Origin of the sequence: Streptomyces olivochromogenes (assembly GCF_001514115.1) — a bacterium.
Classification (GTDB): Bacteria; Actinomycetota; Actinomycetes; order Streptomycetales; family Streptomycetaceae; genus Streptomyces; species Streptomyces olivochromogenes.
The window spans coordinates 390,998-415,383 of record NZ_KQ948452.1 but is presented as its reverse complement, the minus strand read 5'-3'; the positions used below and the strand labels follow the sequence as shown (position 1 = coordinate 415,383).

The following is a 24,386-nucleotide window of genomic DNA, read 5'->3' as shown; positions in this document are numbered from 1 at the left end:
CTCAAACGCCGGACAGGCCGAAAGACGCGCGCCAGCGCCCTCAAGGGGCGCGGGGAACGGCGCGAGCAACCCCCACCGGCCCGCAGCCGAGCACATCCGGGCGGGCGGGGGATCCGGGGCGAAGCCCCGGCCTCAGGGGCGCGGGGAACGGCGCGAGCAACCCCCACCCACCCGCAGCCGAAGAACGAAGGCCGGGGCCCACCAAAGATCTTGGTGGGCCCCGGCCTTCGGCGTTGCGTACCCCGTACAGATGCCCCAAGGAACCGCACGCCCGACCGAATCTCCCCCGCCCGAAACAGCACGGCAAAAGGGCGGAGCCCCGGAATAATCCGGGGCTCCGCCCTGAACGCTGCCGACGCCTAAGGCGTACTCCAGGCCGTCAGTTGTCGTCCTCGTCGATGAGGAACCCACGCATCGGCGAGGGAGCCTGCTGCATCGGCGACGGCCCCTGGGGCCGTACCGGAGCCATCGGCTGGGTCATGGCCGGCGACATCTGCTGCTGCCCGCCGTAGGAGGGCGCCGCCGGTGCCGGGGCACCGCCCATGCCCTGACCGCCGTACGACGGCGCACTCGCGCCGGCCGGAGCCATCGAGGGCGCGGAGGGCGACGGCAGGGACGCCGTGGCCGGAGTGCGCGGCGGGGCGAGCGAGTCGTCCGCCTGCGTCTCCAGCTGGCGCAGCTGCGACTCCAGGTAGGACTTCAGACGCGTACGGTACTCGCGCTCGAAGCCACGCAGGTCCTCGACCTTGCGCTCCAGCGTGGCGCGGGCGGACTCCAGGGAGCCCATCGCGACGCGGTGCTTCTCCTGCGCGTCCCGCTCCAGCGCGTCGGCCTTGGCACGGGCGTCACGCTCGAGACCCTCGGCGCGGCTGCGAGCCTCGCCGACGATCTTGTTGGCCTCGGAGCGGGCCTCGGCGATCGCCTGGTCGGCGGTCTGCTGAGCCAGCGAGAGGACACGCGCGGCGCTGTCGCCACCGGGGCCCTGCTGCGGCATCTGCGGGCCGTGACCGCCCATGGGGCCACCCATGGGTCCGCCCATCGGGCCACCCATCTGCTGCTGCATCTGGGGCTGCATCTGGCCCGGCATCTGCTGCTGCATCTGCTGACCGGGACCCTGGCCCATCTGGCCCTGGCCCATCTGGCCCTGGCCCATCGGACCCTGACCCATGGGGCCCTGGCCCATCGGACCCTGACCCATGGGGCCCTGGCCCTGCTGGCCACCCTGGGCGCTGGGGCCCGCGGGCAGCTGCGGCGCACCGCTCGGCAGCTGGGGCGGCCCACCCATGGGGCCACCCATCTGCTGCTGCGGCGGGCCCGATATGCCGGCGGGCACGGGGGCGCCGGGACCTCGCATGCCCTGCGGCGGGCCCTGCTGGTCCTGCTGCTCAGGCGGCTTGCGCATGCCCTGCTGCTGGTTCTGCGCAGCCGCGCGCGTGGCCGCCGCCAGTTTGGCGCGCAGGTCCTCGTTCTCGCGGAGCAGTCGCGTCAGTTCGGCTTCGACCTCGTCGAGGAAGGCATCGACCTCGTCCTCGTCATAGCCTTCTCGGAGGCGGACGGTCGTGAACTGCTTGTTCCGCACGTCCTCGGGGGTCAACGGCATCTCTTCACCTCAACGTAGTCGTCGGCATTCGGCAAGACCGTATCGTTCACAGCCGGCTCACGACGGAGATCAGGATGTAGACGATGATCATCAGTACGAAGAAGGACAGGTCGAGCGCCACGCCCCCGAGACGCAGCGGCGGAATGAACCGCCGCAGAAGCTTGAGCGGTGGATCGGTGACAGTGTAGGTGGCCTCGAGAACGACCACCATCGCCTTGCCGGGTTGCCATGAGCGGGCGAACTGGAAGACGTAGTCCATGACCAACCGGAAAATCAACACGACGAGGAAACACGTCAGCGCGATGTAGAGAACCTGCCCGACCACGCTCATGATCCGTGCTTACCTCTCCCCTGTTTCCGTACCTTGATCCGGTCCTGCGTCTCAGCTCTGGTTGAAGAACCCGCCCTCTGCGATGCGGGCCTTGTCCTCCGCCGTGACATCGACGTTAGCAGGCGACAACAGGAACACCTTCTGCGTCACCCGCTCGATGCTGCCGTGGAGACCAAACACCAAACCGGCCGCAAAGTCGACAAGTCGCTTCGCATCTGTGTCATCCATCTCAGTCAGATTCATGATCACCGGGGTGCCCTCACGGAAGTGTTCCCCGATGGTACGGGCCTCGTTGTAGGTCCGCGGGTGAAGTGTGGTGATCCGGTACGGCTCTCGTTCCGACACGACCTTGGGCATGATCACCGGTGCGTTCTTCTCCAGGCTTGCGCGTTCTTGTGTGATGGATGCCACGGGCGCGATCCGCGCCGGACGGCTGGATTCCGCAGTGAGCGAAGCGGAATGCGGCACCGGATCGCGAGGTGCCGGAGGCTGCACCATTCGTACCGATTCATCCCGTTGGGACTGATGTGCCTGGTGTGCCTGATGCGACTGGTGGGGCGGCTCGTGCCGCCGCCGGTCACGCTCGGGCTCCGGGTCGAGCTCGGGCTCGAACTCGTCATCGGGGTCGAAACCCCTGCCGTCGTACCCATCGTCCTCCACGAGGCCGAGGTAGACCGCCATCTTGCGCATCGCGCCGGCCATGCTCTGAGTCCTCCGCTCTGTGGTGGATCGGCTGACGAATTGCCAAGTGCCCGCGATCCACGAGGTCGTTATGCCCGCCAGTGGCGGTAATGACCATATTTTCTGCTGTGGTCCGACTTCTTGGCGACGTTACCCGAGCCCGGGTCGGACTCCGAGTACCGCCGTACCGACGCGTACATGTGTCGCTCCGGCCGCCACGGCCTGCTCGAGGTCCGCACTCATCCCTGCAGACACCATGTTCGCAGCCGGATGCGTGCGGCGCATAGCAGTCGACAAATCCATCAGCCGCTCGAACGCCGCTTGTTGGCGACCGGCGTACGCCCCGGTGAGCGGTGCGACGGTCATCAGTCCGTCGAGCCGGAGCCCGGGCGCCCCGGCGACGAGGTCGGCCAACTCTTCGATTCCGCCGACTCCGACGCCTCCCCGCTCACCCCGGCCGCTCTCCTGCGCGTCCAGTGCGACCTGGATGAGGCAGCCCACCTCGCGCTCCACCCGCACTGCTTCCTTCGACAGGGCTGTGACAAGTCGGGCACGGTCCACGGACTGCACCACATCCGCGTAACCGACCACAGAACGCACCTTGTTGGTCTGCAACTGACCGACAAAATGCCACGAGAGGGGCAGATCCGAGCAAGCCGCGGCCTTGGGCGCCGCGTCCTGGTCCCGGTTCTCGGCGACGTTGCGCACTCCGAGTTCCGACAGCATCCGCACATCGCCCGCGGGATAGGTCTTGGTGACCACGATCAGGGTCACCTCTTCACGCTTGCGCCCGGCGGCCACACAGGCCGCCGTGATGCGCTCTTCCACTTTCGCCAGATTTGCGGCGAGTTGAGCCTTACGGTCCGTCATGCCCCATCAGTCCAGCCAGACATAGCCCGCGAGCCGCCCGGTCGTGCGGTCCCGTCGGTACGAGAAGTGGTCGTCCGACTCCAGCGTGCACACCGGCGACTGCGCCCGGTCGCACACCCCGAGTCGTTCCAGTTGCGCGTGCACTCCGGCGGTCACGTCGACCGCGGGAGTGCCCCAGCTGGTCTCGGCGTACGCCGCCGGCTCGATGGCGGCGACTTCGGCGCGCATCTCGTCCGGTACTTCGTAGCACCGGCCGCAGACCGCGGGTCCGGTGCGGGCGACGATCCGCTCGGGCTCGGCGCCGAGTTCCACCATGGCCCGTACGGCGGCGGGGACGACCCCGGCGACCATGCCGGGCCGTCCCGCGTGGGCGGCGGCCGCGATCCCGGCGACCGGGTCGGCCAGCAGAACCGGCGTGCAGTCGGCGGTGAGGACGGCGAGGGCGAGCCCGCGCCGCGCGGTCACGATCGCGTCGACGGACGAGATCTCCGCGGAGAGCCACGGTCCCTCGACCACCGCCACGTCCGGCCCGTGCACCTGATTCATCCAGACGACCAGGGCCGGGTCCAGTCCGAGCGACTTGGCGGCCAGTTCACGATTGGTCCGTACGGCGTCGGGGTCGTCGCCGACCGCTCCGCCGAGGTTGAGCTCCTCGTACGGAACGGCGCTCACCCCGCCCCACCGGTCGGTGAAGGCGAAGTGCGCGCCGCTCACGGTGCTCGTTTCGGAGCGATGTCCTATCACTTCAGGAAGTCCGGCACGTCCAGCTCCTCGGCCGCGCTGTCCGAGTAGGCGCGGGACGGCGGGACCGGCGGAGCGACCTGGACCTCGTTGACCGGCTCCGGGGTGGGCTCCGGGGCCTCCTTCGGCGTGACGCTGCCGAGCGAGCCGAAGGACGGACGGCTCTCGGCGGCCCGTACCGGCGCGGGCTCCTCGCGCTGCTTGGCGGAGGTGGAGCCGAGGATGTTGTCCCGCTTGGCCGGCGGCTGGCCGCCGTCGAAGCCGGCGGCGATCACGGTGACCCGCACCTCGTCGCCGAGCGCGTCGTCGATGACCGCGCCGAAGATGATGTTGGCCTCGGGGTGTGCGGCCTCGCTGACCAGCTGGGCGGCCTCGTTGATCTCGAACAGGCCGAGGTCGGAGCCGCCGGAGATGGAGAGCAGGACGCCGCGTGCGCCGTCGATGGAGGCTTCCAGGAGCGGCGAGGAGATCGCCATCTCGGCCGCCGCCACGGCGCGGTCGTCGCCGCGGGCCGAGCCGATACCCATGAGCGCGGAACCCGCTTCGGACATCACGGACTTGACGTCGGCGAAGTCGAGGTTGATCAGACCGGGCGTGGTGATGAGGTCGGTGATGCCCTGAACACCGGAGAGCAGGACCTGGTCCGCCGACTTGAAGGCGTCGAGGACGGAGACCTGGCGGTCCGAGATGGACAGCAGCCGGTCGTTCGGGATGACGATGAGGGTGTCGACCTCTTCGCGGAGTTCCGCGATGCCGTCCTCGGCCTGGTTGGCCCGGCGCCGCCCCTCGAAGGTGAAGGGGCGGGTGACCACGCCGATGGTGAGGGCGCCGAGCGAGCGGGCGATGTTGGCCACGACGGGCGCGCCGCCGGTGCCGGTGCCGCCGCCTTCGCCGGCCGTCACGAAGACCATGTCGGCCCCCTTGAGGACCTCCTCGATCTCCTCGCGGTGGTCCTCGGCCGCCTTGCGGCCGACGGCCGGGTTGGCTCCGGCGCCGAGTCCGCGCGTGAGTTCGCGGCCGACGTCGAGCTTGACGTCGGCGTCGCTCATCAACAGAGCTTGCGCGTCCGTGTTGATGGCGATGAACTCGACGCCCTTGAGACCGACCTCGATCATCCGGTTGATGGCATTGACACCACCGCCGCCGACACCGATGACTTTGATGACTGCGAGGTAGTTCTGCGGTGCTGCCACGTCGAAGGCCTCTCGCCTCGAGTTACGTGTCGTCGCCTCGCACGCTCGCGATCCGACGACTGATGCCGAATGGGACGGTCCGAACGCCGACCCGAACCCTAACGCTGAAGTTTAGGGTTACCAGTGTGTCTGTTCCTTGGACTCTTCCGAACAGGACACTAAGTCGACAAGTGGCGCACGTTCAACGAACACGCCGAACCTCCCGTTTTTCTTTTCACCCTATGTGATCAGGCGTAGCGCTGCCCAACCAGGGTGCTGGCCTGCGCTGATGTGCGTCAACTGCCCGATGACGCAGGGGCGATGGGGGCACTCACATCGAAGTGCCGGGCCCCTGGAGCTGCTTTCATGAGAGCGGTGAGCGTCCTGGCCTTCGCGCGGCCCTTCTCGCCGCTCCCCCACTCCACGCTGCGCCCGCCGCCCAACTCCAGCGAGATCGAGTCGTACGAACGGACCTTGACGATCCGGGTGTCGCGACGGACGGCGGCCGGAATGTCCCCCGCCACCCCCACCGCCTCGCGCACCAGCCGGTCGACCGGGAAGCGACGCAGAACGGCCGCCTTGGACTTTCCGGACACCGCCAATTCCAGTGCGGGCACACCCCTCGGCGCAGCCGAAACCGTCGCGAAACGCACACCCTTGGCGTCCACTTCGATGTACTTGCCGCCGTTTCCGGTGTTTTTGAGAATGAGCACCGGGGTGCGTTCGGTCACTTTCAGCCCGATTCCGTGCGGCCAGGAACGGACGACATCAACCGAGTCAATTCGGGGCAATTTCCGGCGCAATCGCGCCTCAATGGCGTCGGTATCGATGGAAATCAGCGGCGATCCGACCGCCACGTCGGCCGCGTCGCGCACTTGCCGGTCCGTCAGGACCCGCACCCCGGAGACCGACACCTTCTCGGTCCGCAGCCACGACGAGCCGTAGAGCAGCCAGAGTGCGGCTGCCGTCACCAACACCACCGTGATCAAAAGGATGATGAGCATACGAAGGCGACGCAACCGCCTGAGGCGGGGCGAGCCGGACTCCAGCTTCTGCCGTTCACCGCGCTCGGCGGTCGTCGGTCCGGCCACGCTCCCTGCCTTCCCTCATACGGTCCTAGCGGTGGCGAGAGGCGATCGCCTCGTACACCATGCCGACGAGCAGGTCGTCGGCGTCCCGGCGGCCGAACTCGCTGGCGGCGCGGGACATCTCGTACAGCCGGTGCGGGTCGGCCAGCACGGGCAGCACGTTCTGCTGAACCCACGCAGGTGTCAGCTCCGCGTCGTCGACAAGGAGGCCGCCACCGGCCTTGACCACCGGCTGGGCGTTCAGTCGCTGTTCGCCGTTGCCGATGGGCAGCGGGACGTAGGCGGCGGGCAGCCCGACGGCGGAGAGCTCGGCGACGGTCATCGCGCCCGCGCGGCAGAGCATCATGTCGGCCGCGGCGTACGCGAGGTCCATCCGGTCCACGTACGGTACCGGGATGTACGGGGGCATTCCCGGCATCTGGTGGACCTGCGGCAGTTCGTTCTTCGGGCCGACCGCGTGCAGGATCTGGATACCGGCCTGCTGGAGGTAGGGAGCCGCCTGCTGGACGACCTCGTTGAGGCGCCGTGCGCCCTGCGAGCCGCCGGAAACCAGCAAGGTCGGCAGCGAGGGGTCGAGACCGAACGCGGCGCGCGCCTCGGGGCGTACGGCGGCCCGGTCGAGGGTGGCGATCGAGCGGCGCAGCGGGATGCCGATGTAGCGGGCGCCGCGCAGCTTGTTGTCCGGGGTCGAGACGGCGACCTGCGCCGCGTACCGGGAACCGATCTTGTTGGCGAGGCCCGGCCGGGCATTGGCCTCGTGGATCACGATCGGCACGCCGAGGCGCTTGGCCGCGAGGTAGGCGGGCAGCGCCACATAGCCACCGAAGCCGACGACCGCGTCCGCCTTGGTGCGCTCCAGGACCTGCTCGGCCGCCTTGATCGTGCCGCGCAGCCGCCCCGGGACGGTGATCAGCTCGGGTGTGGGCTTGCGGGGCAGCGGAACGGCGGGGATCAGCGCGAGTTCGTAGCCCCGCTCCGGTACGAGCCGGGTCTCAAGTCCGCGTTCCGTGCCCAGGGCCGTGATCCCCACGGTCGGGTCCTGCCTGCGCAGGGCGTCCGCGAGGGCGAGCGCGGGCTCGATGTGGCCGGCGGTCCCCCCGCCGGCGAGTACGACATGCACCGAAATTCACCGCTCTCCGGACGAACGCGCCGCCGAGGCACGCCGTCGCATCGTGTTCCATCTCCGAGGCCCCGCGGCCCCCGCGGAGCCTCTCACCGCAGCACGCTTTCTACCAAAGCGGGGTTGCCGCATCGCAAGCGCCGCCCGCGCAGCGGGCTCGTCGCGTGCGAAGGCGATCAGCAGCCCGATGGCGAACATGGTCGGCAGCAGGGCGGACCCTCCGTAGGAGAACAGCGGGAGCGGGACTCCGGCGATCGGCAGCAGACCGAGCACCGCACCGATGTTGATCACGGCCTGGGCCGTGATCCAGGTGGTCACGCCTCCCGCGGCATACCTCACGAAGGGGTCCTCCGTGCGTCCGGCCACGCGGATACCCGCATAGCCTAGAGCCGCGAAGAGGGCGAGCACCGACAGCGTCCCCGCGAGGCCCAGTTCCTCCCCGGTGATGGCGAAGATGAAGTCGGTGTGCGCTTCCGGGAGTTGTCCCCATTTTTCCACACTGGCACCGAGGCCGGAACCGAACAGTCCGCCGGAGGCCAGCGCGTAGATGCCGTGCACGGCCTGCCAGCAGGTGTCGTTCGGGCCGGGTTCGGTGGCGCCGATGCAGGCGAGCCGGGACATCCGGTTGGGACTCGTCTTGATCAGGATGAAACCGATGGTCACGGCGACCGCCAGCACGCCGCCGAACAGCCGCGTGGGCGCCCCGGCCAGCCACAGCAGTCCGAAGAGGATGGCGGTGAGGATGATCGCCGTGCCCATGTCGCCGCCGAGCATGATCAGCCCGAGCAGCAGGAAGGTGCCCGGGACGAGCGGCACCAGCATGTGCTTCCACTGCGCGAGCATGCCCTTGTCCTGCTTGCGGGCGAGCAGGTCGGCGCCCCACAGCACGAGCGCGAGCTTGCCGAACTCGCTGGGCTGGATCTGGAACGAGCCGCCGAGGGAGATCCAGTTCTGGTTGCCGTTGACCGACATCCCTATCCCCGGGACCTGCACGAGGATCATCAGGAAGACCGAGCCGGCCAGGATCGGATACGCCAGCGCCCGGTGCAGCTTCACCGGTACCCGCATGGCGATCAGGAGCAGCACGGTGCCGATGGAGGCCGCGAGGAACTGTTTGCGGAAGAAGAACGACCCCGGCAGCGACAGCTGCAGTGCCGTGATCATCGAGGCCGAGTAGACCATCACGAGGCCCAGCACGGTGATCAACAGGCTGCTGCCGAAGATCAGATAGTACGCGGTGAGCGGACGGTCCCAGGCCTTGCGGGCGCGCAGGACGAGCAGGCGCAGCGGGTTGTCGCGCGGGGAACGGGGGCGTCCGGCGGGGCGCCGTGGGGCACGCTGGACGGGGGGACGGCCAGTACGGCTACTGGCCATCACCGGCTCCGTCCGCCATGCCCCGGGAGGGCGTCCCACAGGGCGATGGAGGTCCCCACCATGGCGTCACGCGTCCCTCCCAAGGATCCCGGGCGCGCCCGGACCGTCCGAGACCCGCCGTCAGGCGCTCGCGCCGAGTTCGCGGACCGCCTCCGCGAACGCGTCCCCGCGCTTGTTGTAGTTGGCGAACATGTCCATGGAGGCACAGGCCGGCGCCAGCAACACCGTGTCGCCCTCGCGGGCGAGCCCCCGCGCCTCCCGAACCGCCGCGAGCATCGCCCCAGTGTCGGTCCGGTCGAGGTCGACGACGGGTACTTCCGGCGCGTGTCGCACAAGGGCTTCACGGATCAGAGCCCGATCCGCGCCGATGAGCACGACGCCCCGAAGTCGCTTGGCCGACTTGGCGACCAGCTCGTCGAAGGTCGCGCCCTTGGCGAGTCCGCCCGCGATCCACACGATCGACTCGTAGGCCGCCAAAGAGGCTTCCGCGGCATGCGTGTTGGTCGCCTTGGAGTCGTCGACGTACGCGACGCCGTCCACGTCGGCGACGTGCGCGATGCGGTGGGCGTCCGGCGTGAAGGCCCGCAGCCCGTCCCGTACGGCCGCGGCGGGCACCCCGAAGGCGCGCGCCAGGGCCGCCGCCGCAAGGGCGTTGGCGACGTTGTGCGGGGCGGGCGGGTTGACGTCGGAGACCTCGGCGAGTTCCTGGGCGTTCTTCTGCCGGTTCTCGACGAAGGCCCGGTCGACCAGGATGCCTTCCACGACGCCCAGTTGGGAGGGTCCGGGGGTGCCGAGGGTGAAGCCGACCGCCCGGCAGCCCTCCTCGACGTCCGCCTCGCGCACCAGGTCCTCGGTGGCCTTGTCGGCGAGGTTGTAGACGCAGGCGACCCGATTGCCTTCGTAGATACGGCCCTTGTCGGCGGCGTACGCCTCCATGGAGCCGTGCCAGTCGAGGTGATCCGGTGCCAGGTTCAGCACGGCGGCCGAGTGCGCGCGCAGTGACGGCGCCCAGTGCAGCTGATAGCTCGACAGCTCCACCGCCAGGACGTCGTACCGCTCCTCGCCGAGGACCGCGTCGAGGAGGGAGACCCCGATGTTGCCGACCGCGGCCGTGCGCAGCCCGGCCGCCTTCAGGATCGAGGCGAGCATCTGCACGGTCGTGGTCTTGCCGTTGGTGCCGGTGACGGCCAGCCAGGGGGCCGCGTCGGGACCTCTCAGCCGCCAGGCCAGTTCGACGTCGCCCCAGACCGGGACGTCCGCCGCGGCGGCCGCGGCGAACAGCGGCTTGTCCGGCTTCCAGCCGGGCGCGGTGACGATGAGCTCGGTGCCCTCGGGCAGGGTGGCGCCGTCACCGAGGCGCACGGTGATGCCGAGCGCCGCCAGCTCCGCGGCCTGCGCCCGGGAGCGCTCGTCGTCGCCGTCGTTGACGACCGTGACGACGGCGCCGAGACCGTGCAGCACCTTGGCCGCCGGGATACCGGAGACGCCGAGCCCGGCGACGGTGACGTGCTTACCCTGCCAGTCGGTCACTTCTTGGCTGCCCATCCTGCGTAGAAGAGGCCCAGACCCACGATGACGCACATGCCCTGGATGATCCAGAAGCGGACCACGACAAGGACTTCGGACCACCCCTTTAGTTCGAAGTGGTGCTGGAGTGGTGCCATGCGGAAGACGCGCCTGCCGGTGAGCCGGAAGGAGCCGACCTGGATGACGACCGACATGGTGATCAGGACGAAGAGGCCGCCGAGGAGCGCGACCAGCAGCTCCGTGCGCGAGCAGATCGCGAGACCGGCGAGCGCGCCGCCGAGGGCCAGCGAGCCGGTGTCACCCATGAAGATCTTGGCGGGCGAGGTGTTCCACCACAGGAAGCCGAAGCAGGCTCCCATCAGGGCGGAGGCGACGACCGCGAGGTCGAGTGGATCTCGTACCTCGTAGCAGGCGGCCGGGTTGGTCAGGGTCTGCGCGTTGGCGCAGGACTCCTGGAACTGCCAGACGCCGATGAAGGTGTACGCGCCGAAGACCATGGTCGCGGCGCCGGTGGCGAGACCGTCAAGACCGTCGGTCAGGTTCACGCCGTTGGACATGGCGAGAATCATGAACAGGGCCCAGACCACGAAGAGCACCGGGCCGATGGTCCAGCCGAAGTCCTCCACGAAGGAGAGCCTGGTGGAGGCCGGGGTGTTGCCGTGGTTGTCCGCGAACTGCAGCGCGAGGACCGCGAAGGAGATGCCGACGATCAGCTGACCGGCCATCTTCGCCTTGGCCCGCAGACCGAGCGAACGCCGCTTGACGATCTTGATGTAGTCGTCCAGGAAGCCGACCAGGCCCATGCCGGCCATCAGGCCGAGCACCAGCAGACCCGAGAAGGTCGGCGGTTTGCCCGTGATCACCTTGGACAGGAAGTACGCGATGATCGTCGCCAGGATGAAGGCGATACCACCCATCGTCGGAGTACCACGCTTGCTGTGGTGCTCCTTCGGACCGTCGTCGCGGATGTACTGCCCATAGCCCTTGCGGGCCAGCAGCTTGATCAGCAGCGGGGTCCCGATCAGGGTCAGGAACAGACCAATGACTCCTGCGAACAGGATCTGGTTCATCATCGGGCCGCGACCTCACCCTCGGCACCGCCGTCGAGCAGCGCCTGCGCCACCCGTTCGAGCCCGACCGACCGGGACGCCTTCACGAGCACGACGTCCCCCGGGCGCAACTCGCTGCGCAACAGGTCGACAGCCGCCTGTGCGTCGGACACGTGCACCGACTCCTCACCCCACGAACCCTCGTTATATGCGCCCAGTTGGAGCCAGGAAGCTTCCCTGCCCCCGACCGCGACGAGCTTGCTGACGTTGAGTCGGACGGCGAGCCGCCCGACCGCGTCGTGCTCGGCGAGCGCCTCGTCCCCGAGCTCGGCCATCTGACCGAGCACCGCCCACGTCCGACCCCCTTGTGCCTGTGCGGCTTTGCCCATTGCCGCGAGCGCGCGCAGGGCGGCTCGCATGGACTCGGGGTTCGCGTTGTAGGCGTCGTTGACGACCGTCACGCCGTCCGGGCGCTCGGTGACCTCCATCCGCCAGCGGGAGAGGGAGCCCGCCTCGGAGAGCGCGAGGGCGATCTCGTCTGCGGACATGCCCAGCTCATGGGCGACGGCGGCCGCGGCGAGCGCGTTCGACACGTGATGCTCACCGTACAGGCGCATGGTCACATCGCTGCACCCGGAGGGTGTGTGAAGCCTGAATGCGGGCTGTCCAGCGTCCGTGAGACGGACGTTCTCGGCACGTACGTCCGCTTCGCCGGACTCTCCGAAGAAAATCACGCGCGCTTTCGTGCGGGACGCCATGGCGCGTACGAGGGGGTCGTCGGCGTTGAGGACGGCGACACCGCCCGCTTCCGACGGCGGAAGGCTCTCGACGAGCTCGCCCTTCGCCTGTGCAATCTGTTCGCGGCCGCCGAACTCACCGATGTGGGCGGTCCCGACGTTCAGGACGAGGCCGATCCTCGGTGGCGTCAGGTGCGTGAGGTAGCTGATGTGGCCGATGCCGCGGGCGCCCATCTCCAGGACGAGGAACCTGGTCTCCTCGGTGGCGCTCAGCGCGGTCAGCGGCAGCCCGATCTCGTTGTTGAGCGAGCCGGGCGTGAAGACGGTCGGCGCCTTGCTCCGCAGGACCTGGGCGATCAGGTCCTTGGTGCTGGTCTTGCCCGCGGAGCCGGTGAGGGCCACGAGGGTCGCGCCGAGGCGTTCGACGACGTGACGCGCGAGGGCGCCCAGGGCCGCCTGCACGTCCTCGACGACGATCGCGGGCACGCCGACGGGCCGGGAGGCCAGTACGGCGACCGCGCCCGCCGCGACGACGGCCTCGGCGAAGTCGTGGCCGTCCACGCGCTCGCCGACGAAGGCGACGAAGAGGCTGCCTGGCTCCACTTCACGGGAGTCTCTGACGACCGGTCCGGTGACCTGTACCGCCGGATCCGGTATGTCGTACGTCTGCCCGCCGACGACTGCTGCGATCTCGGCGAGAGAGAGGGCGATCACAAGTTCATCCCTGGGTCTTCTGGATAGCTTCGCGAAGCACCTGGCGGTCGTCGAAGGGACGCACCACCCCGGCGATGTCCTGGCCCTGCTCGTGGCCCTTGCCCGCGACCAGCACGGTGTCGCCGGGCCGCGCCCGGGCGACGACGGCGGCGATGGCGGCGGCCCGGTCCTCGAAGACCTGGACCTCGCCACGCTCGTGCGCCGGCACCTCGGCGGCGCCCGCGAGCATCGTCGCGAGGATCGCGAGGGGGTCCTCCGAGCGGGGATTGTCCGATGTCAGTACGGCGGTGTCGGCGAGCCGCGCCGCGGCGGCGCCCATCGGCATCCGCTTGGTCTTGTCTCGGTCGCCGCCGCAGCCGAGCACGACGTGCAGCCTGCCCTCGGTGACCTTGCGCAGCGCGCGCAGGACCGATTCGACGGCGTCCGTCTTGTGGGCGTAGTCGACGACCGCGAGGTAGGGCTGTCCCGCGTCCACGCGCTCCAGGCGGCCCGGCACGCCCGGGACGGCGGCGATGCCGTCGGCGGCGGTCTGCGGGTCGATCCCGGCGACGGCGAGGGCGACGATTGCGGCGAGGGTGTTCGCCACGTTGAAGGGGCCCGCGAGCGGCGACTTGGCGGTGATCCGCTCGCCCTTGGGGCCGACCGCGACGAACGCCGAGTCCATCGGGCCGACCTCGACCTCCTCGGCGCGCCAGTCGGCGTCCGGGTGTCCTTCGGCGGAGAAGGTGACGACGGGGACGGTGGCCTCCTCGGCCAACCTGCGCCCGTACTCGTCGTCGAGGTTGACGACGCCGAGTTTGCTGCGTTGCGGCGTGAACAGCTGCGCCTTGGCCCGGAAGTAGTCCTCCATGTCGGAGTGGAACTCCATGTGTTCCGGGCTGAGGTTGTTGAAGACGGCGATGTCGAAGACGCAGCCGTCGACCCGCCCGAGGACCAGCGCGTGGCTGGAGACCTCCATCGCGACCGCGTCGACGCCGCGCTCGCGCATCACCGCGAACAGCGCCTGGAGGTCGGTTGCTTCGGGGGTGGTGCGCTCCGACTTGATGCGCTCCTCGCCGATGCGCATCTCCACCGTGCCGATCAGGCCTGTGGAGCGGAGCGTCTTCAGGCCGCCCTCGACGAGATAGGCCGTGGTGGTCTTGCCGGAGGTGCCGGTGATACCGATCTGGAGCAGATCGCGCCCCGGGTGGCCGTAGATGGTGGCCGCGAGCTCTCCCATCAGGCCGCGCGGGTCGTCGACGACGAGGACCGGCAGCCCGGTGGCGGCGGCGCGCTCGGCGCCGGTCGGGTCGGTCAGCACGGCGACCGCGCCGAGACCGGCCGCCTGCGTCACGAAGTCGGCGCCGTGCAGGCGGGCACCCGGCAGCGCGGCGTAGAGGTCTCCGGGGCGCACCGCGCGGGAGTCATGGGTGATGCCCGTGACCTCCGCACTCGGCGCCGGGGCGGTGACACCCAGCTGATCGGCGAGCTCCGCGAGGGGTGTGGCGGAGTTCTGGACCGGTCGCGGCGGCCCCGGATATGTCACAGGAACGCCCTTCTGGGTGGTTTGGGACTGATCAGCGTGTGGCACGGCGGTGAGCGTACCGGGCGCACCCCCGCCCGAGCGAAGCGAGGGGCGTGGCGAGCCGTGGTTCCCGGAATCCGGGGTGATCGTTGTCACGAGCTGGTTCCTGGTCCGTTGTGCGTGCGGTCTTGTCCGGGTCCTGGCCGGACCCTGATCAAGTCCTGATCAGGGGATATGGCCGGAATCGATCACGGCGTGAAGGTCACGGGCAGATTGGCGGCCCCCGCTCCGGTGGGCGGGACCTGGAGGGTCTTGAGCGCGAACTCCATGACCTGCTTGTAGATGGGTCCGCAGATCTGGCCGCCGAAGTAGCTGCCCTTGGTGGCGTTCTGGATCGCGCAGTAGACGGTGATCCGGGGCTTGTCGGCGGGGGCGAAGCCGGCGAACGACGAGGTGTAGCCGTGGTACTTGCCGGTGGCCGGATCCACGCGGTTGGCCGTACCCGTCTTGCCCGCGACCCGGTAGCCGGGGATGCGCGCCTTGGCGCCGGTGCCCTGCTCGTCGTCCACGACGGACTCCAGCATCTGGGCGAGGGTCTTCGCCGTCTTCTCGCTCACGACCCTCGTCTTCTTGGGCTGGGAGGCCGGGGTGAACAGGCCGTCGGGCCCCTTCGTGCCGCGCACCAGTGTCGGCTCGACGCGTACGCCGCCGTTGGCGATCGTCGAGTAGACGGAGGCCGCCTGCATCGCGTTGATCGACATGCCCTGGCCGAAAGGAATCGTGTACTGCTGGGAGGTCGACCACTTGTCGGCGGGCGCCAGGATGCCCTTCGTCTCGCCGGGGAAGCCGAGCCCGGTATAGCTGCCGATGCCGAACTTGCGCAGATACGAGTAGAGGACCTGGTTCGCCGCCTTCTGCGTCTTGCCGAGCTGGCCGGTCGCCAGGATGGTGCCAATGTTGCTGGACTTGGCGAGCACGCCGTTGAGCGTCAGGTTCCAGGTCTTGTGGTCGACGTCGTCCTGGAAGAGGCGGTCGCCGCGGTGCAGCCGGTTGGGCACGACCACGTGCGTCTCGGGTGTTGCGGCGTTCTCCTCCAGAACGGCTGCCATCGACATGACCTTGGCGGTGGAGCCGGGTTCGTACGCGTCCTGGAGGGCCGCGTTGCCCAGGGCCGCCGCGTCGGCCTGGGTGAGGTCGTTGGGGTCGAAGCCGGGCGAGTTCGCCATGGCGAGGATCTCGCCGTTGCGGGCGTCCTGCACGATCACGTACCCGCGGTCCGCCCTGGACGCCTTCACCTGCTCGCTGATGGCGTTCTGCGCGGCCCACTGGATGTCGCGGTTGATGGTCAGTTCGACGTCGGAGCCCGCCACGGCGGGTGTCTCCGTCGACCCCGCGGTCGGCACCTGACGGCCGCCGGACTGGGCGTAGCGGATCTTGCCGTCCTTGCCGGCGAGTTCCTTGTTCAGCTTCTGCTCGACTCCGCCGCCGCCCTTGCCGTCGGCGTTGACCCAGCCCAGTATCCCGGCGGCGAGAGCGCCGTTCGGATACACGCGCTTGCTGGCCGGGACCGCGACGACGCCCGCGAGGAAGTTGACGGTGCTCTTGTCGGTCTCCGCCTTGACCGCGAGCGTGTTCCTCAGGTCCTTGATCTGCTTCCAGACCTGGGGGGTCTGGCGGTGCGCGAGCAGTGTGTAGCGGGTGTTCTTCGTACGGAGCTTCTTGGCGACGGTGTCCACGTCCTGGCCGAGGATCGGCCCGAGCAGTGCCGCGGCCTGCTCGGGCGCGTCCGTCACCTTCGTCGTGTCCTGCGTGAACATCGTGGGGTCGGCCGTGATGTCGTACGCGTCCACGCTCGTCGCGAGCTCCACGCCGTTGCGGTCCGTGATCCCGCCACGGGTGGCGGCCAGGGTGCGGCCGACGTACCTGTTCTGCTCGGCCTTCGCGACGTAGGCGTTGGCGTCCACGGCCTGCACCTGGAGCAGGCGTACGACGAAGGCGATCATCACCAGTGTCAGGGTGAGGCTGACCATGCGCAGCCGGGGACGGGGGCTGCCCAGCCGCAGGGCCTGTGGGCCGCCGGGCCGGGGCGCGCCCGGGCGGCGTGCGGGGCGGGCGCCGGGGCCCGGACGCCGCTGGCCGCCGGGGCGTACGGGCCTGGCGGGGCCGGGCACGCGACGGCGCGGCGGTTCCCTGTCGGACACTTCCGTCACCTGCCGGGGGTCGAGGAGGGCTGCGCGGACGGGGTGGGGGCGGGGGTCTGCGGGGTCGGGATCCGCGGGGTGGCGACGCCTGCGGAGGGGACGGCGGCCGCCGGGGCGCCGGTGGCCGGGGCCGTGGGCTGTGTGAGGGCGAGGACCTCGGGCGGGCGGACCACCGGGTTGCGTGCGGAGGACTGGTGGGCGGCCGTTCCGGGGACGCCCTTGACGCTGCCGTCCGGGTTGAGGAAGGCCGGGTCGCCGCCGGGCACCATGCCCAGCTCGCGGGCGCGGCGCTGGAGGGCGTCGGGCGCGGAGTAGGTGTCCACGTCCCGCTGCAGCGCCTGCTCCTCGTCGGTGAGGCTCTTGGTGTCCCTCTGCAGGTCGTCCAGGTGGAACGAGCCCTCGCTCAGGGCGGAGTTCAGCACGAGGAGGCCGATCAGGCCGCCGCCGAGCAGGAGCACGACGAGCAGGACGAAGGGGGTGCGGGCGGCATGGCCCCCGCCGGCGGGGAGGAGCCGGGCGAGCCGGGCGGCCCGCCCCCTGAGTTCGGGTTTCCTACTCACTCGATCTCCCCCTCCTGGTGCCTCACTCGGCGTCCTCGCGGATGCGCTGGGCCCCGCGCAGTCGTGCGGGAGCCGCTCGCCGGTTCTCGGCGACCTCTTCCTCGGTGGGAAGTTCGGCACCGCGGGTGAGCAGCTTGAGCCGGGGCTGGTAGCGCTCGGGCACCACCGGCAGACCGGGCGGCGCGGTGGTGGCGGCGCCGGCCGCGAACACCTGCTTGACCAGCCGGTCCTCCAGCGAGTGGTACGACAGGACGGCGATCCGGCCGCCGACGGCGAGCGCCTTCACGGCCGCGGGAATCGCCCGCTCCAGGACGCTGAGCTCCCCGTTGACCTCGATGCGCAGCGCCTGGAAGGTGCGCTTGGCGGGGTTGCCGCCGGTGCGCTTGGCTGCCTGCGGCAGGGAGTCGCGGATCAGCTCGACGAGCCGCGCGCTGTTGCTGAAGGGTTCCTTCTCGCGTTCGCGCACGACGGCGGAGACGATCCGCTTGGCCTGCTTCTCCTCGCCGTACGCGCGCAGGATGCGCACCAGTTCGCCCGGCGGGTAGGTGTTGAGCACCTCGGCCGCGCTGATGCCGGTCGTCTGGTCCATCCGCATGTCGAGCGGGGCGTCCTGGGCGTAGGCGAAGCCGCGGTCGGCCTCGTCGAGTTGCATGGAGGAGACGCCCAGGTCGAACAGGACGCCCTGGACACGGGGGATGCCGAGGCGGTCGAGCACCTCGGGCAGTTCGTCGTAGACCGCGTGCACGAGGGTGGCACGGTCACCGAAGGGGGCGAGCCGCTCTCCTGAGAGGCGCAGTGCCTCCTTGTCGCGGTCGAGGGCGACGAGACGGGCCTCGGGGAACCGGGTCAGCAGCGCCTCGCTGTGGCCGCCGAGTCCCAGGGTGCAGTCGACGACCACGGCGCCCGGCTCGGTGAGGGCCGGGGCCAACATGTCCAGGCACCGCTGGAGCATCACCGGGACGTGTCGACTCTGGCTCAAGGGGCCCTCTCAGGTCCGGCGCGGCCGTACGCACCGCCGGGTCCCCACCCGCTCGAGAAGGGGAGGCCTGCTGGCGCCGGGTGAGTGGCGTCAGCCGACCGGGAGCGGGAGGAGGCCGAGCCGTACGTACGCGCCGCGCACGCGGGGGGAGACGCCGGAAAATCGCCGGGTCTCCAGGGGAAAGCAGTCCAGCAGGGAGAGCCTCGCCTCCCGCTTCGCGTCACTTTAGTCCACGGTGTCTCGCGGTCAATCAACCGGCATGCGCGTCGCGGACCACTCCTCCATGAACCCTCGATCGAAGCTACGAATCGGCAAAAATCACCTATCCGGGCGATCTCTAAACACCCATGTGGGTTACCTCACAACAAGACACGATGACGTTCTTTGTCCCTTCTCACAGCAGGACTACTTCGTACCTGACCAGTAACGTCATAGCTATGACGACTTCTGCATCCGTACCCACAGAGCCCGAAGACGCCATAACCACGAGCGGTGGCGTGACCGACCGTCTCGTCGAGGCGAACCAGAAGTACGCCGGAGCGTTCACCGATCCCGGGATGGACGCGCGCCCCGTGCTGCACGTCGCGGTGGTCGCGTGCATGGACGCCCGGCTCGACCTGCACGCCGCGCTCGGCCTGGAGCTGGGCGACTGCCACACCATCCGCAACGCGGGCGGCGTCGTGACCGACGACGTGATCCGCTCCCTCACCATCAGCCAGCGGGCGCTCGGCACCCGCAGCGTCGTTCTCATCCACCACACCGGCTGCGGCCTGGAGTCCCTCACCGAGGACTTCCGGCACGACCTGGAGATGGAGGTCGGCCAGCGCCCCGCCTGGGCGGTCGAAGCCTTCCGGGACGTCGAACAGGACGTACGGCAGTCGATGCAGCGCGTGCGCACCTCACCGTTCCTCCTGCACACGAACGACGTGCGCGGCTTCGTCTTCGACGTGACGACGGGCCTGCTGCGCGAGATCGACCCCGCCTGAACACTCCCACCGGGCCCCTCGTAAAACTTCCTGGGGCCCTCGTGGGACCCTCACTTCACGAAAAAGCCCCGACCCACCGGCACCCAAAGAGTCGCAAGACCTGACATATCGCAGCCAGTTATCCACAGGCGAGTGACACGAACCGGTAACGGCAACAAGAATGCGGTTGTGGCGTCACGCGGAACTTCTCGCGCGTGGTGTCCGTGTTTCGGGGTGGGCCGGTCCGCACAGGGCGTCGGCCCGAGAACGGGCCGAGGAGGGCCGGGTGACGACCTATGACGATCGAGCGAGCCTTACAGATCTGACCGCCACTGTGGAGCGTGTCCGCAGTTCGGTGGAAGGAGTGATCGAAGGCAAGCCTGAGGTCGTACGGCTTTCGCTGACCGTGCTGCTCGCCGAGGGACATCTTCTGATCGAGGATGTCCCCGGCGTCGGCAAGACCATGCTGGCCAAGGCATTGGCACGGTCCATCGACTGCTCGGTGCGGCGTATCCAGTTCACGCCCGACCTGCTGCCCTCGGACATCACGGGTGTGTCCATCTGGGACCAGCAGCGCAGGGACTTCGAGTTCAAACCGGGTGCGATCTTCGCGCAGATCGTGATCGGCGACGAGATCAACCGCGCCTCTCCCAAGACGCAGTCCGCGCTCCTGGAGTCGATGGAGGAGCGCCAGGTCACCATCGACGGGCAGACCTACGAGCTGCCCAGCCCCTTCATGGTGGTGGCCACGCAGAACCCGGTCGAGATGGAGGGCACCTACCCGCTGCCGGAGGCCCAGCGCGACCGCTTCATGGCCCGCGTCTCCATCGGCTACCCCAGCGCGGACGCCGAGCTCCAGATGCTGGACATCCACGGCGGGGTCTCCCCGCTGGACGACCTCCAGCCGGTGGCGCACGCGCACGAGATCGTGAAGCTGATCGACGCGGTCCGCACGGTCCACGTCGCGGAGACGGTCCGGCGGTACGCGGTGGATCTGGTCGCCGCCACGCGCACCCACCCCGACCTCAGACTCGGCGCCTCGCCGCGTGCCACGCTGCATCTGCTGCGCGCGGCGAAGGCCTCCGCGGCGCTCAGCGGCCGGGAGTACGCGCTGCCGGACGACATCCAGGCACTCGCCGTGGCGGTCCTGGCCCACCGTCTGCTCCCCACGGCCCAGGCGCAGTTGAACCGCCGTACGGCCGAGCAGGTCGTCCAGGAGATCCTTCAGCACACCGCCGTTCCCGCGGCACCCCAGCAGCAGCCGGGCTTCACGATGGGCCGCGGCGCGCCCGCGTACGGCCAGCAGCCGCCCCGGAGGCTGTGATGACGCCCGGGGGGACGGGCGACGCCGAGGAGGACAAGGGCGGGCTGCGCACCGCGCTCACCGGTCTCACCACCCGTGGACGCTCCTTCCTGGCCGCCGGCATCGCGGCCGCGATCTGCGCGTACGTCCTGGGGCAGAGCGATCTGCTCCGGGTCGGCCTGCTTCTCGCGGTCCTGCCGCTGGTCTGCGCGACCGTGCTGTACCGCACGCGTTACCGGGTCGCGGGCAGCCGCAGGCTCTCCCCCGGGCGGGTACCGGCCGGTTCCGAGGCCCGCGTCCATCTGCGGATGGACAACGTCTCGCGGCTGCCCACCGGCCTGCTGATGCTCCAGGACCGGGTGCCGTACGTGCTCGGCCCGCGGCCCCGGTTCGTCCTGGACCGGGTGGAGGCGGGCGGCCGGCGCGAGGTGTCCTACCGGGTCCGCTCCGACCTGCGCGGCCGCTATCCGCTGGGTCCGCTGCAACTGCGTCTGACGGACCCATTCGGGATGTGCGAACTGACCCGTTCCTTCTCGACGTACGACACCCTGACGGTCATCCCGCGCGTGGAACCGCTGCCGCCGGTGCGGCTGACCGGTGAGGCGAAGGGGTACGGCGACGGGCGGCAGCGCTCGCTGGCGCTGGCAGGCGAGGACGACATCATCCCGCGCGGCTACCGCTACGGCGACGACCTGCGCCGGGTGCACTGGCGCCTGACCGCGCGCTACGGCGAACTGATGGTCCGTCGCGAGGAACAGCCGCAGCGCTCCCGCTGCACGGTGCTGCTCGACACCCGGGGCATCTCCTACGAGGGCGCCGGCCCGGACTCCGCCTTCGAGTGGGCGGTGTCGGGCACGGCGTCGACGCTGGTCCACATGCTCGAGCGGGGCTTCTCGGTGCGGCTGCTGACGGACGACGGCAACTCGGTGCCCGGCGAGGGCGCCGACGGCTTCGCTGGCGCGAGCCAGGAGTCGGCGGACGCGGCCGGACTGATGATGGACACGCTCGCGGTCATCGACCACTCGGACGGCGCCGGGCTCTCCCGGGCCTACGACGTCCTGCGTGGGGGTAACGAAGGGCTGCTGATCGCCTTTCTCGGCGACCTCGACGAGGAGCAGGCGACGGTGCTCGCCAAGATGCGCCAGCGCAGCGGCGGGGCCGTCGCCTTCCTGTTGGACAGCGAGACCTGGGTGCGGGAACCGACCGACGTCCCCGGCCCGTTGGACAGGAGCGAGGATCGACTGCGCATGCTGCGCGAGGCGGGCTGGACCGCCGTGACGGTGCCACGGGGGGCGGAACTCGCCGATCTGTGGCGGCAGGCGGACCAGCAGCGCGCGGGCGCCGCCTCGACGGGGAGTACGGCAGGGGGTGGACGATCATGAGCGGGCGGGCTCGGCTGACGCTGTATTCGGCGGCGGCCACACTGATGGCGGCGTGCGCGCTGCTGCCGCTGGTCAAGCCGGCGACGTGGTTCCTCCAGGCGGTGCTCCTGCTGGCCCTGCAGTCCGGTGTGGGCGCGCTGACCCGGCGGGTTCCGCTGGCCAGGCCGCTGACGGTGGCGGCGCAGGCGCTGGTGACGCTGATGCTGCTGACGCTGGTCTTCGCCCAGCAGCAGGCGCTCCTCGGCTTCGTCCCGGGACCGGAGGCGTTCCGGCATCTCGGCGATCTGCTCCAGGCGGGCACGGACGACGTCGGGCGGTACGCGATTCCGGCGCCGCTGTCCGACGGCATCCGCCTGATGCTGATCGGCGGTGTCCTGGTGATCGGGCTCGCGGTGGACACGCTCGCGGTGACGTTCCGCAGCGCTGCCCCCGCCGGACTCCCCCTGCTCGCGCTGTACTCGGTCGCCGCGGGACTGTCGGGCGGCGGCTGGGCCTGGCTGTGGTTCCTGCTCGCGGCCACGGGCTATCTGATGCTGCTCCTGGCGGAGGGCCGCGACCGGCTCTCCCAGTGGGGCCGGGTCTTCGGCGGCGCGCCCCGCTCACAGGGGCTGGACGCCTCCTCGGGCACGGTCGCGCCGGTCCGCACGGGGCGGCGCATCGGCGTGGTCGCGCTGGGCGTCGCCCTGGCGGTGCCGCTCGCCCTGCCCGCCCTCGACGGCGGTCTGCTGGGCGGCGCGGGGGCGGGCGTCGGCTCGGGTTCCGGGGGCGGCACGATCTCCGCGGTGAACCCGCTGGTCTCGCTCCGCGACAGCCTGAACGTGGACGAGGACCGCCAGGTCATGTCCTATCGCACCAACACCGAAGACACCCAGGACATGTATCTGCGGATCGTGTCCCTGGACGACTTCGACGGCACGGCGTGGAAGCCGGCCCAGCGACACATCCAGGACGTGCCGGACACGTTCCCGACGCCGATCGGCCTCGGGGCCGATGTCCAGCGCAGCGAGATCCAGACCCGCATCTCGGCGGCCGACTGGTACGCGCAGGACTGGCTGCCCATGCCGTACCCGGTCAGCAAGGTGAACATCAGCGGCAGTTGGCGGTACGAACCGGTCGGGCGCACGCTCGTCGGTGACCACGGTCAGAACACACGCGGCGTGCAGTACCAGGTGACGAGCCTGATCGTGCAGCCGACCGCGGAGCAGCTGGCGAACGCGCCGGAGCCGTCGAAGGTCCTGAAGCGCGAGTTCACCAAGGTGCCGTCGTCGCTGCCCGCGGTGGTGGCCGACACGGCGCGCAAGGTCACCGCGGGCTCGACGAACCACTACGAGCAGGCGGTCAAACTCCAGGACTACTTCGCGGTGAACGGCGGGTTCACCTACAACACCCAGGTGCAGGTGGGCACCGGCTCGGCCGCGATCGCGCGCTTCCTGAAGGACAAGCAGGGCTTCTGCGTCCACTTCTCCTTCGCGATGGCGTCGATGGCCCGCACGCTGGGGATTCCGGCCCGGGTCGCGGTGGGCTTCACGCCCGGCTCCCCGCAGTCCGACGGTTCGATGTCGGTGGGGCTGCGGGACGCGCACGCCTGGCCCGAGCTGTACTTCGAAGGGGTGGGCTGGACCCGCTTCGAGCCGACCCCGAACCGGGGCTCGGTGCCGGAGTACACCCAGACGGACACGCCCGGGTCGGACTCGTCGGCGGTGCCGAAGCCGTCCACGTCGACGTCCGCGGCGCCGTCCACCGCTCCCTCGGCCAGCGGCAACTGCCTGGCCGAGCAGAAGAAGCTGGAGGCGTGCCCGAGCCAGTCCGCGCCGGCCACGGTGGGCTCGAAGGACGACGGCACTCCGCGGCTCCAGATCCTGCTGTACACACTGGCCGGGCTTCTGCTGCTGGCCATACCGCTGCTGCCGATGCTGTGGCGGATGCGGCTCCGGGACGTGCGGCTGGGTGCGCACGGCCGCAGTGAGGCGGACGCGCCCGCGTACACGCTGGCGACGTGGCTGGAGGTGACCGATACGGCGTGGGACTACGGAATCGTGCCGGACGAGTCCCAGACACCACGCAAGGCCGCGGCGCGGATCGTGCGACTCGGGCTCCTCGAAGCCGAGGCGTCGGATGCGGTGCACCGGCTGGCCGCGGCGGTCGAGCAGGTGCTGTACGCCCCGCACCCCCGGCTGACGGCGGGGCTCGCGGAGGACGCCCGCCGTGTCACGGACGCCCTCGGCGCCCGGGCGAGCCGCACCGCCCGCCTGCGCGCCCTGCTCGCGCCCCGCTCAGCCGTCCGGGTGGCCTGGGCGGCGTCGGCCTACTGGACGGCTCTGTCGGCCCGGCTGGCGGCGCGCAGAGAGTCCCTGCTGCGACGTCCTTCGGGGCAGAACAGCTGACGTCGCGTTGAACCATGTGTGGCCCGTGTCCCCGGCCGGGGACACGGGCCACATGTGGTTGGTGCGCGACCGGGACGGAAGCCGCCGGTGGCGACCCGCCTGCA

General features: G+C 70.1%; 20 protein-coding genes. 4 read left to right on the top strand and 16 right to left on the bottom strand.

Annotated features, from left to right (window positions below; all coding sequences use genetic code 11):
- Positions 1 to 379: 379 nt before the first annotated feature.
- From AQJ27_RS07805 to rsmH, 16 genes are all read right to left on the bottom strand, one after another.
- On the bottom strand, positions 380 to 1,600 hold the full coding sequence (locus AQJ27_RS07805; protein WP_067363757.1) for a DivIVA domain-containing protein: 1,221 nt from the start codon (positions 1,598 to 1,600) through the stop codon (positions 380 to 382).
- Between the two features lie 46 nt (positions 1,601 to 1,646).
- Entirely contained in the window at positions 1,647 to 1,931 is a 285-nt protein-coding gene (locus AQJ27_RS07800) for a YggT family protein (RefSeq protein ID WP_054231484.1), read from the bottom strand.
- 51 nt (positions 1,932 to 1,982) lie between these two features.
- Positions 1,983 to 2,633, bottom strand: coding sequence for a cell division protein SepF (locus tag AQJ27_RS07795; RefSeq protein WP_067363754.1), 651 nt, complete (start codon positions 2,631 to 2,633; stop codon positions 1,983 to 1,985).
- A gap of 129 nt (positions 2,634 to 2,762) precedes the next feature.
- Positions 2,763 to 3,482, bottom strand: coding sequence for a YggS family pyridoxal phosphate-dependent enzyme (locus tag AQJ27_RS07790; RefSeq protein ID WP_067363751.1), 720 nt, complete (start codon positions 3,480 to 3,482; stop codon positions 2,763 to 2,765).
- Positions 3,483 to 3,488: 6 nt separating this feature from the next.
- The gene (gene pgeF, locus AQJ27_RS07785) at positions 3,489 to 4,196 is read right to left on the bottom strand and encodes a peptidoglycan editing factor PgeF (RefSeq protein ID WP_096239805.1); all 708 of its coding nucleotides are present in this window, start codon (positions 4,194 to 4,196) and stop codon (positions 3,489 to 3,491) included.
- 26 nt (positions 4,197 to 4,222) lie between these two features.
- Positions 4,223 to 5,416, bottom strand: a complete 1,194-nt coding sequence (gene ftsZ, locus AQJ27_RS07780) for a cell division protein FtsZ (protein WP_067363745.1) — start codon at positions 5,414 to 5,416, stop codon at positions 4,223 to 4,225.
- Between the two features lie 275 nt (positions 5,417 to 5,691).
- A complete protein-coding gene (locus AQJ27_RS07775; RefSeq protein ID WP_067363740.1) occupies positions 5,692 to 6,486 on the bottom strand; it encodes a cell division protein FtsQ/DivIB in 795 nt (264 codons plus the stop codon).
- A gap of 25 nt (positions 6,487 to 6,511) precedes the next feature.
- On the bottom strand, positions 6,512 to 7,603 hold the full coding sequence (gene murG / locus AQJ27_RS07770) for an undecaprenyldiphospho-muramoylpentapeptide beta-N-acetylglucosaminyltransferase (protein WP_054231490.1): 1,092 nt from the start codon (positions 7,601 to 7,603) through the stop codon (positions 6,512 to 6,514).
- Positions 7,604 to 7,609: 6 nt separating this feature from the next.
- The gene (ftsW, locus tag AQJ27_RS07765; RefSeq protein WP_067363737.1) at positions 7,610 to 8,977 is read right to left on the bottom strand and encodes a putative lipid II flippase FtsW; all 1,368 of its coding nucleotides are present in this window, start codon (positions 8,975 to 8,977) and stop codon (positions 7,610 to 7,612) included.
- A gap of 120 nt (positions 8,978 to 9,097) precedes the next feature.
- On the bottom strand, positions 9,098 to 10,522 hold the full coding sequence (murD, locus tag AQJ27_RS07760) for a UDP-N-acetylmuramoyl-L-alanine--D-glutamate ligase (protein WP_067363734.1): 1,425 nt from the start codon (positions 10,520 to 10,522) through the stop codon (positions 9,098 to 9,100).
- Positions 10,504 to 11,574, bottom strand: coding sequence for a phospho-N-acetylmuramoyl-pentapeptide-transferase (mraY, locus tag AQJ27_RS07755; RefSeq protein WP_177323990.1), 1,071 nt, complete (start codon positions 11,572 to 11,574; stop codon positions 10,504 to 10,506). The genes murD and mraY overlap by 19 nt, the downstream gene beginning before the upstream one ends.
- Complete coding sequence (locus AQJ27_RS07750; RefSeq protein WP_067363731.1) at positions 11,574 to 13,004, bottom strand: UDP-N-acetylmuramoyl-tripeptide--D-alanyl-D-alanine ligase; 1,431 nt, start codon at positions 13,002 to 13,004, stop codon at positions 11,574 to 11,576. Before AQJ27_RS07750 ends, mraY begins: the two co-directional genes overlap by 1 nt.
- A gap of 4 nt (positions 13,005 to 13,008) precedes the next feature.
- Positions 13,009 to 14,529 (bottom strand): UDP-N-acetylmuramoyl-L-alanyl-D-glutamate--2,6-diaminopimelate ligase, encoded by a 1,521-nt coding sequence (locus AQJ27_RS07745; RefSeq protein WP_067363729.1) that lies wholly within the window; start codon positions 14,527 to 14,529, stop codon positions 13,009 to 13,011.
- 227 nt (positions 14,530 to 14,756) lie between these two features.
- A complete protein-coding gene (locus tag AQJ27_RS07740; RefSeq protein WP_279636177.1) occupies positions 14,757 to 16,709 on the bottom strand; it encodes a peptidoglycan D,D-transpeptidase FtsI family protein in 1,953 nt (650 codons plus the stop codon).
- A gap of 5 nt (positions 16,710 to 16,714) precedes the next feature.
- The gene (gene ftsL, locus AQJ27_RS07735) at positions 16,715 to 17,269 is read right to left on the bottom strand and encodes a cell division protein FtsL (RefSeq protein ID WP_067363722.1); all 555 of its coding nucleotides are present in this window, start codon (positions 17,267 to 17,269) and stop codon (positions 16,715 to 16,717) included.
- A gap of 22 nt (positions 17,270 to 17,291) precedes the next feature.
- The gene (rsmH, locus tag AQJ27_RS07730) at positions 17,292 to 18,248 is read right to left on the bottom strand and encodes a 16S rRNA (cytosine(1402)-N(4))-methyltransferase RsmH (protein WP_079064858.1); all 957 of its coding nucleotides are present in this window, start codon (positions 18,246 to 18,248) and stop codon (positions 17,292 to 17,294) included.
- A gap of 437 nt (positions 18,249 to 18,685) precedes the next feature.
- Between rsmH and AQJ27_RS07725 the strand changes: the two genes are divergently transcribed.
- The 4 genes from AQJ27_RS07725 (at position 18,686) to AQJ27_RS07710 (ending at position 24,282) form a co-directional block, all read left to right on the top strand.
- Positions 18,686 to 19,234 carry a beta-class carbonic anhydrase gene (locus AQJ27_RS07725; protein ID WP_067363719.1) on the top strand — a complete coding sequence of 183 codons (549 nt, stop codon included), beginning with the start codon at positions 18,686 to 18,688 and terminating at the stop codon, positions 19,232 to 19,234.
- A 265-nt stretch (positions 19,235 to 19,499) separates the two neighbouring features.
- Positions 19,500 to 20,537 (top strand): AAA family ATPase, encoded by a 1,038-nt coding sequence (locus AQJ27_RS07720; protein ID WP_067363716.1) that lies wholly within the window; start codon positions 19,500 to 19,502, stop codon positions 20,535 to 20,537.
- On the top strand, positions 20,537 to 21,898 hold the full coding sequence (locus AQJ27_RS07715) for a DUF58 domain-containing protein (RefSeq protein WP_067363713.1): 1,362 nt from the start codon (positions 20,537 to 20,539) through the stop codon (positions 21,896 to 21,898). Before AQJ27_RS07720 ends, AQJ27_RS07715 begins: the two co-directional genes overlap by 1 nt.
- Positions 21,895 to 24,282 carry a transglutaminase TgpA family protein gene (locus AQJ27_RS07710; protein WP_067363710.1) on the top strand — a complete coding sequence of 796 codons (2,388 nt, stop codon included), beginning with the start codon at positions 21,895 to 21,897 and terminating at the stop codon, positions 24,280 to 24,282. Before AQJ27_RS07715 ends, AQJ27_RS07710 begins: the two co-directional genes overlap by 4 nt.
- Positions 24,283 to 24,386 lie beyond the last annotated feature (104 nt).

Excerpts from the sequence above, each read along its gene's own strand:
- AQJ27_RS07710 (WP_067363710.1), top strand. The coding sequence starts at position 21,895 with ATGAGCGGGCGGGCTCGGCTGACGCTGTATTCGGCGGCGGCCACACTG.
- murD (WP_067363734.1), bottom strand. The coding sequence starts at position 10,522 with ATGGGCAGCCAAGAAGTGACCGACTGGCAGGGTAAGCACGTCACCGTC.
- AQJ27_RS07715 (WP_067363713.1), top strand. The coding sequence starts at position 20,537 with ATGACGCCCGGGGGGACGGGCGACGCCGAGGAGGACAAGGGCGGGCTG.
- AQJ27_RS07800 (WP_054231484.1), bottom strand. The coding sequence starts at position 1,931 with ATGAGCGTGGTCGGGCAGGTTCTCTACATCGCGCTGACGTGTTTCCTC.
- AQJ27_RS07725 (WP_067363719.1), top strand. The coding sequence starts at position 18,686 with ATGACGACTTCTGCATCCGTACCCACAGAGCCCGAAGACGCCATAACC.
- AQJ27_RS07795 (WP_067363754.1), bottom strand. The coding sequence starts at position 2,633 with ATGGCCGGCGCGATGCGCAAGATGGCGGTCTACCTCGGCCTCGTGGAG.
- AQJ27_RS07790 (WP_067363751.1), bottom strand. The coding sequence starts at position 3,482 with ATGACGGACCGTAAGGCTCAACTCGCCGCAAATCTGGCGAAAGTGGAA.
- ftsW (WP_067363737.1), bottom strand. The coding sequence starts at position 8,977 with ATGGCCAGTAGCCGTACTGGCCGTCCCCCCGTCCAGCGTGCCCCACGG.
- AQJ27_RS07805 (WP_067363757.1), bottom strand. The coding sequence starts at position 1,600 with ATGCCGTTGACCCCCGAGGACGTGCGGAACAAGCAGTTCACGACCGTC.
- mraY (WP_177323990.1), bottom strand. The coding sequence starts at position 11,574 with ATGAACCAGATCCTGTTCGCAGGAGTCATTGGTCTGTTCCTGACCCTG.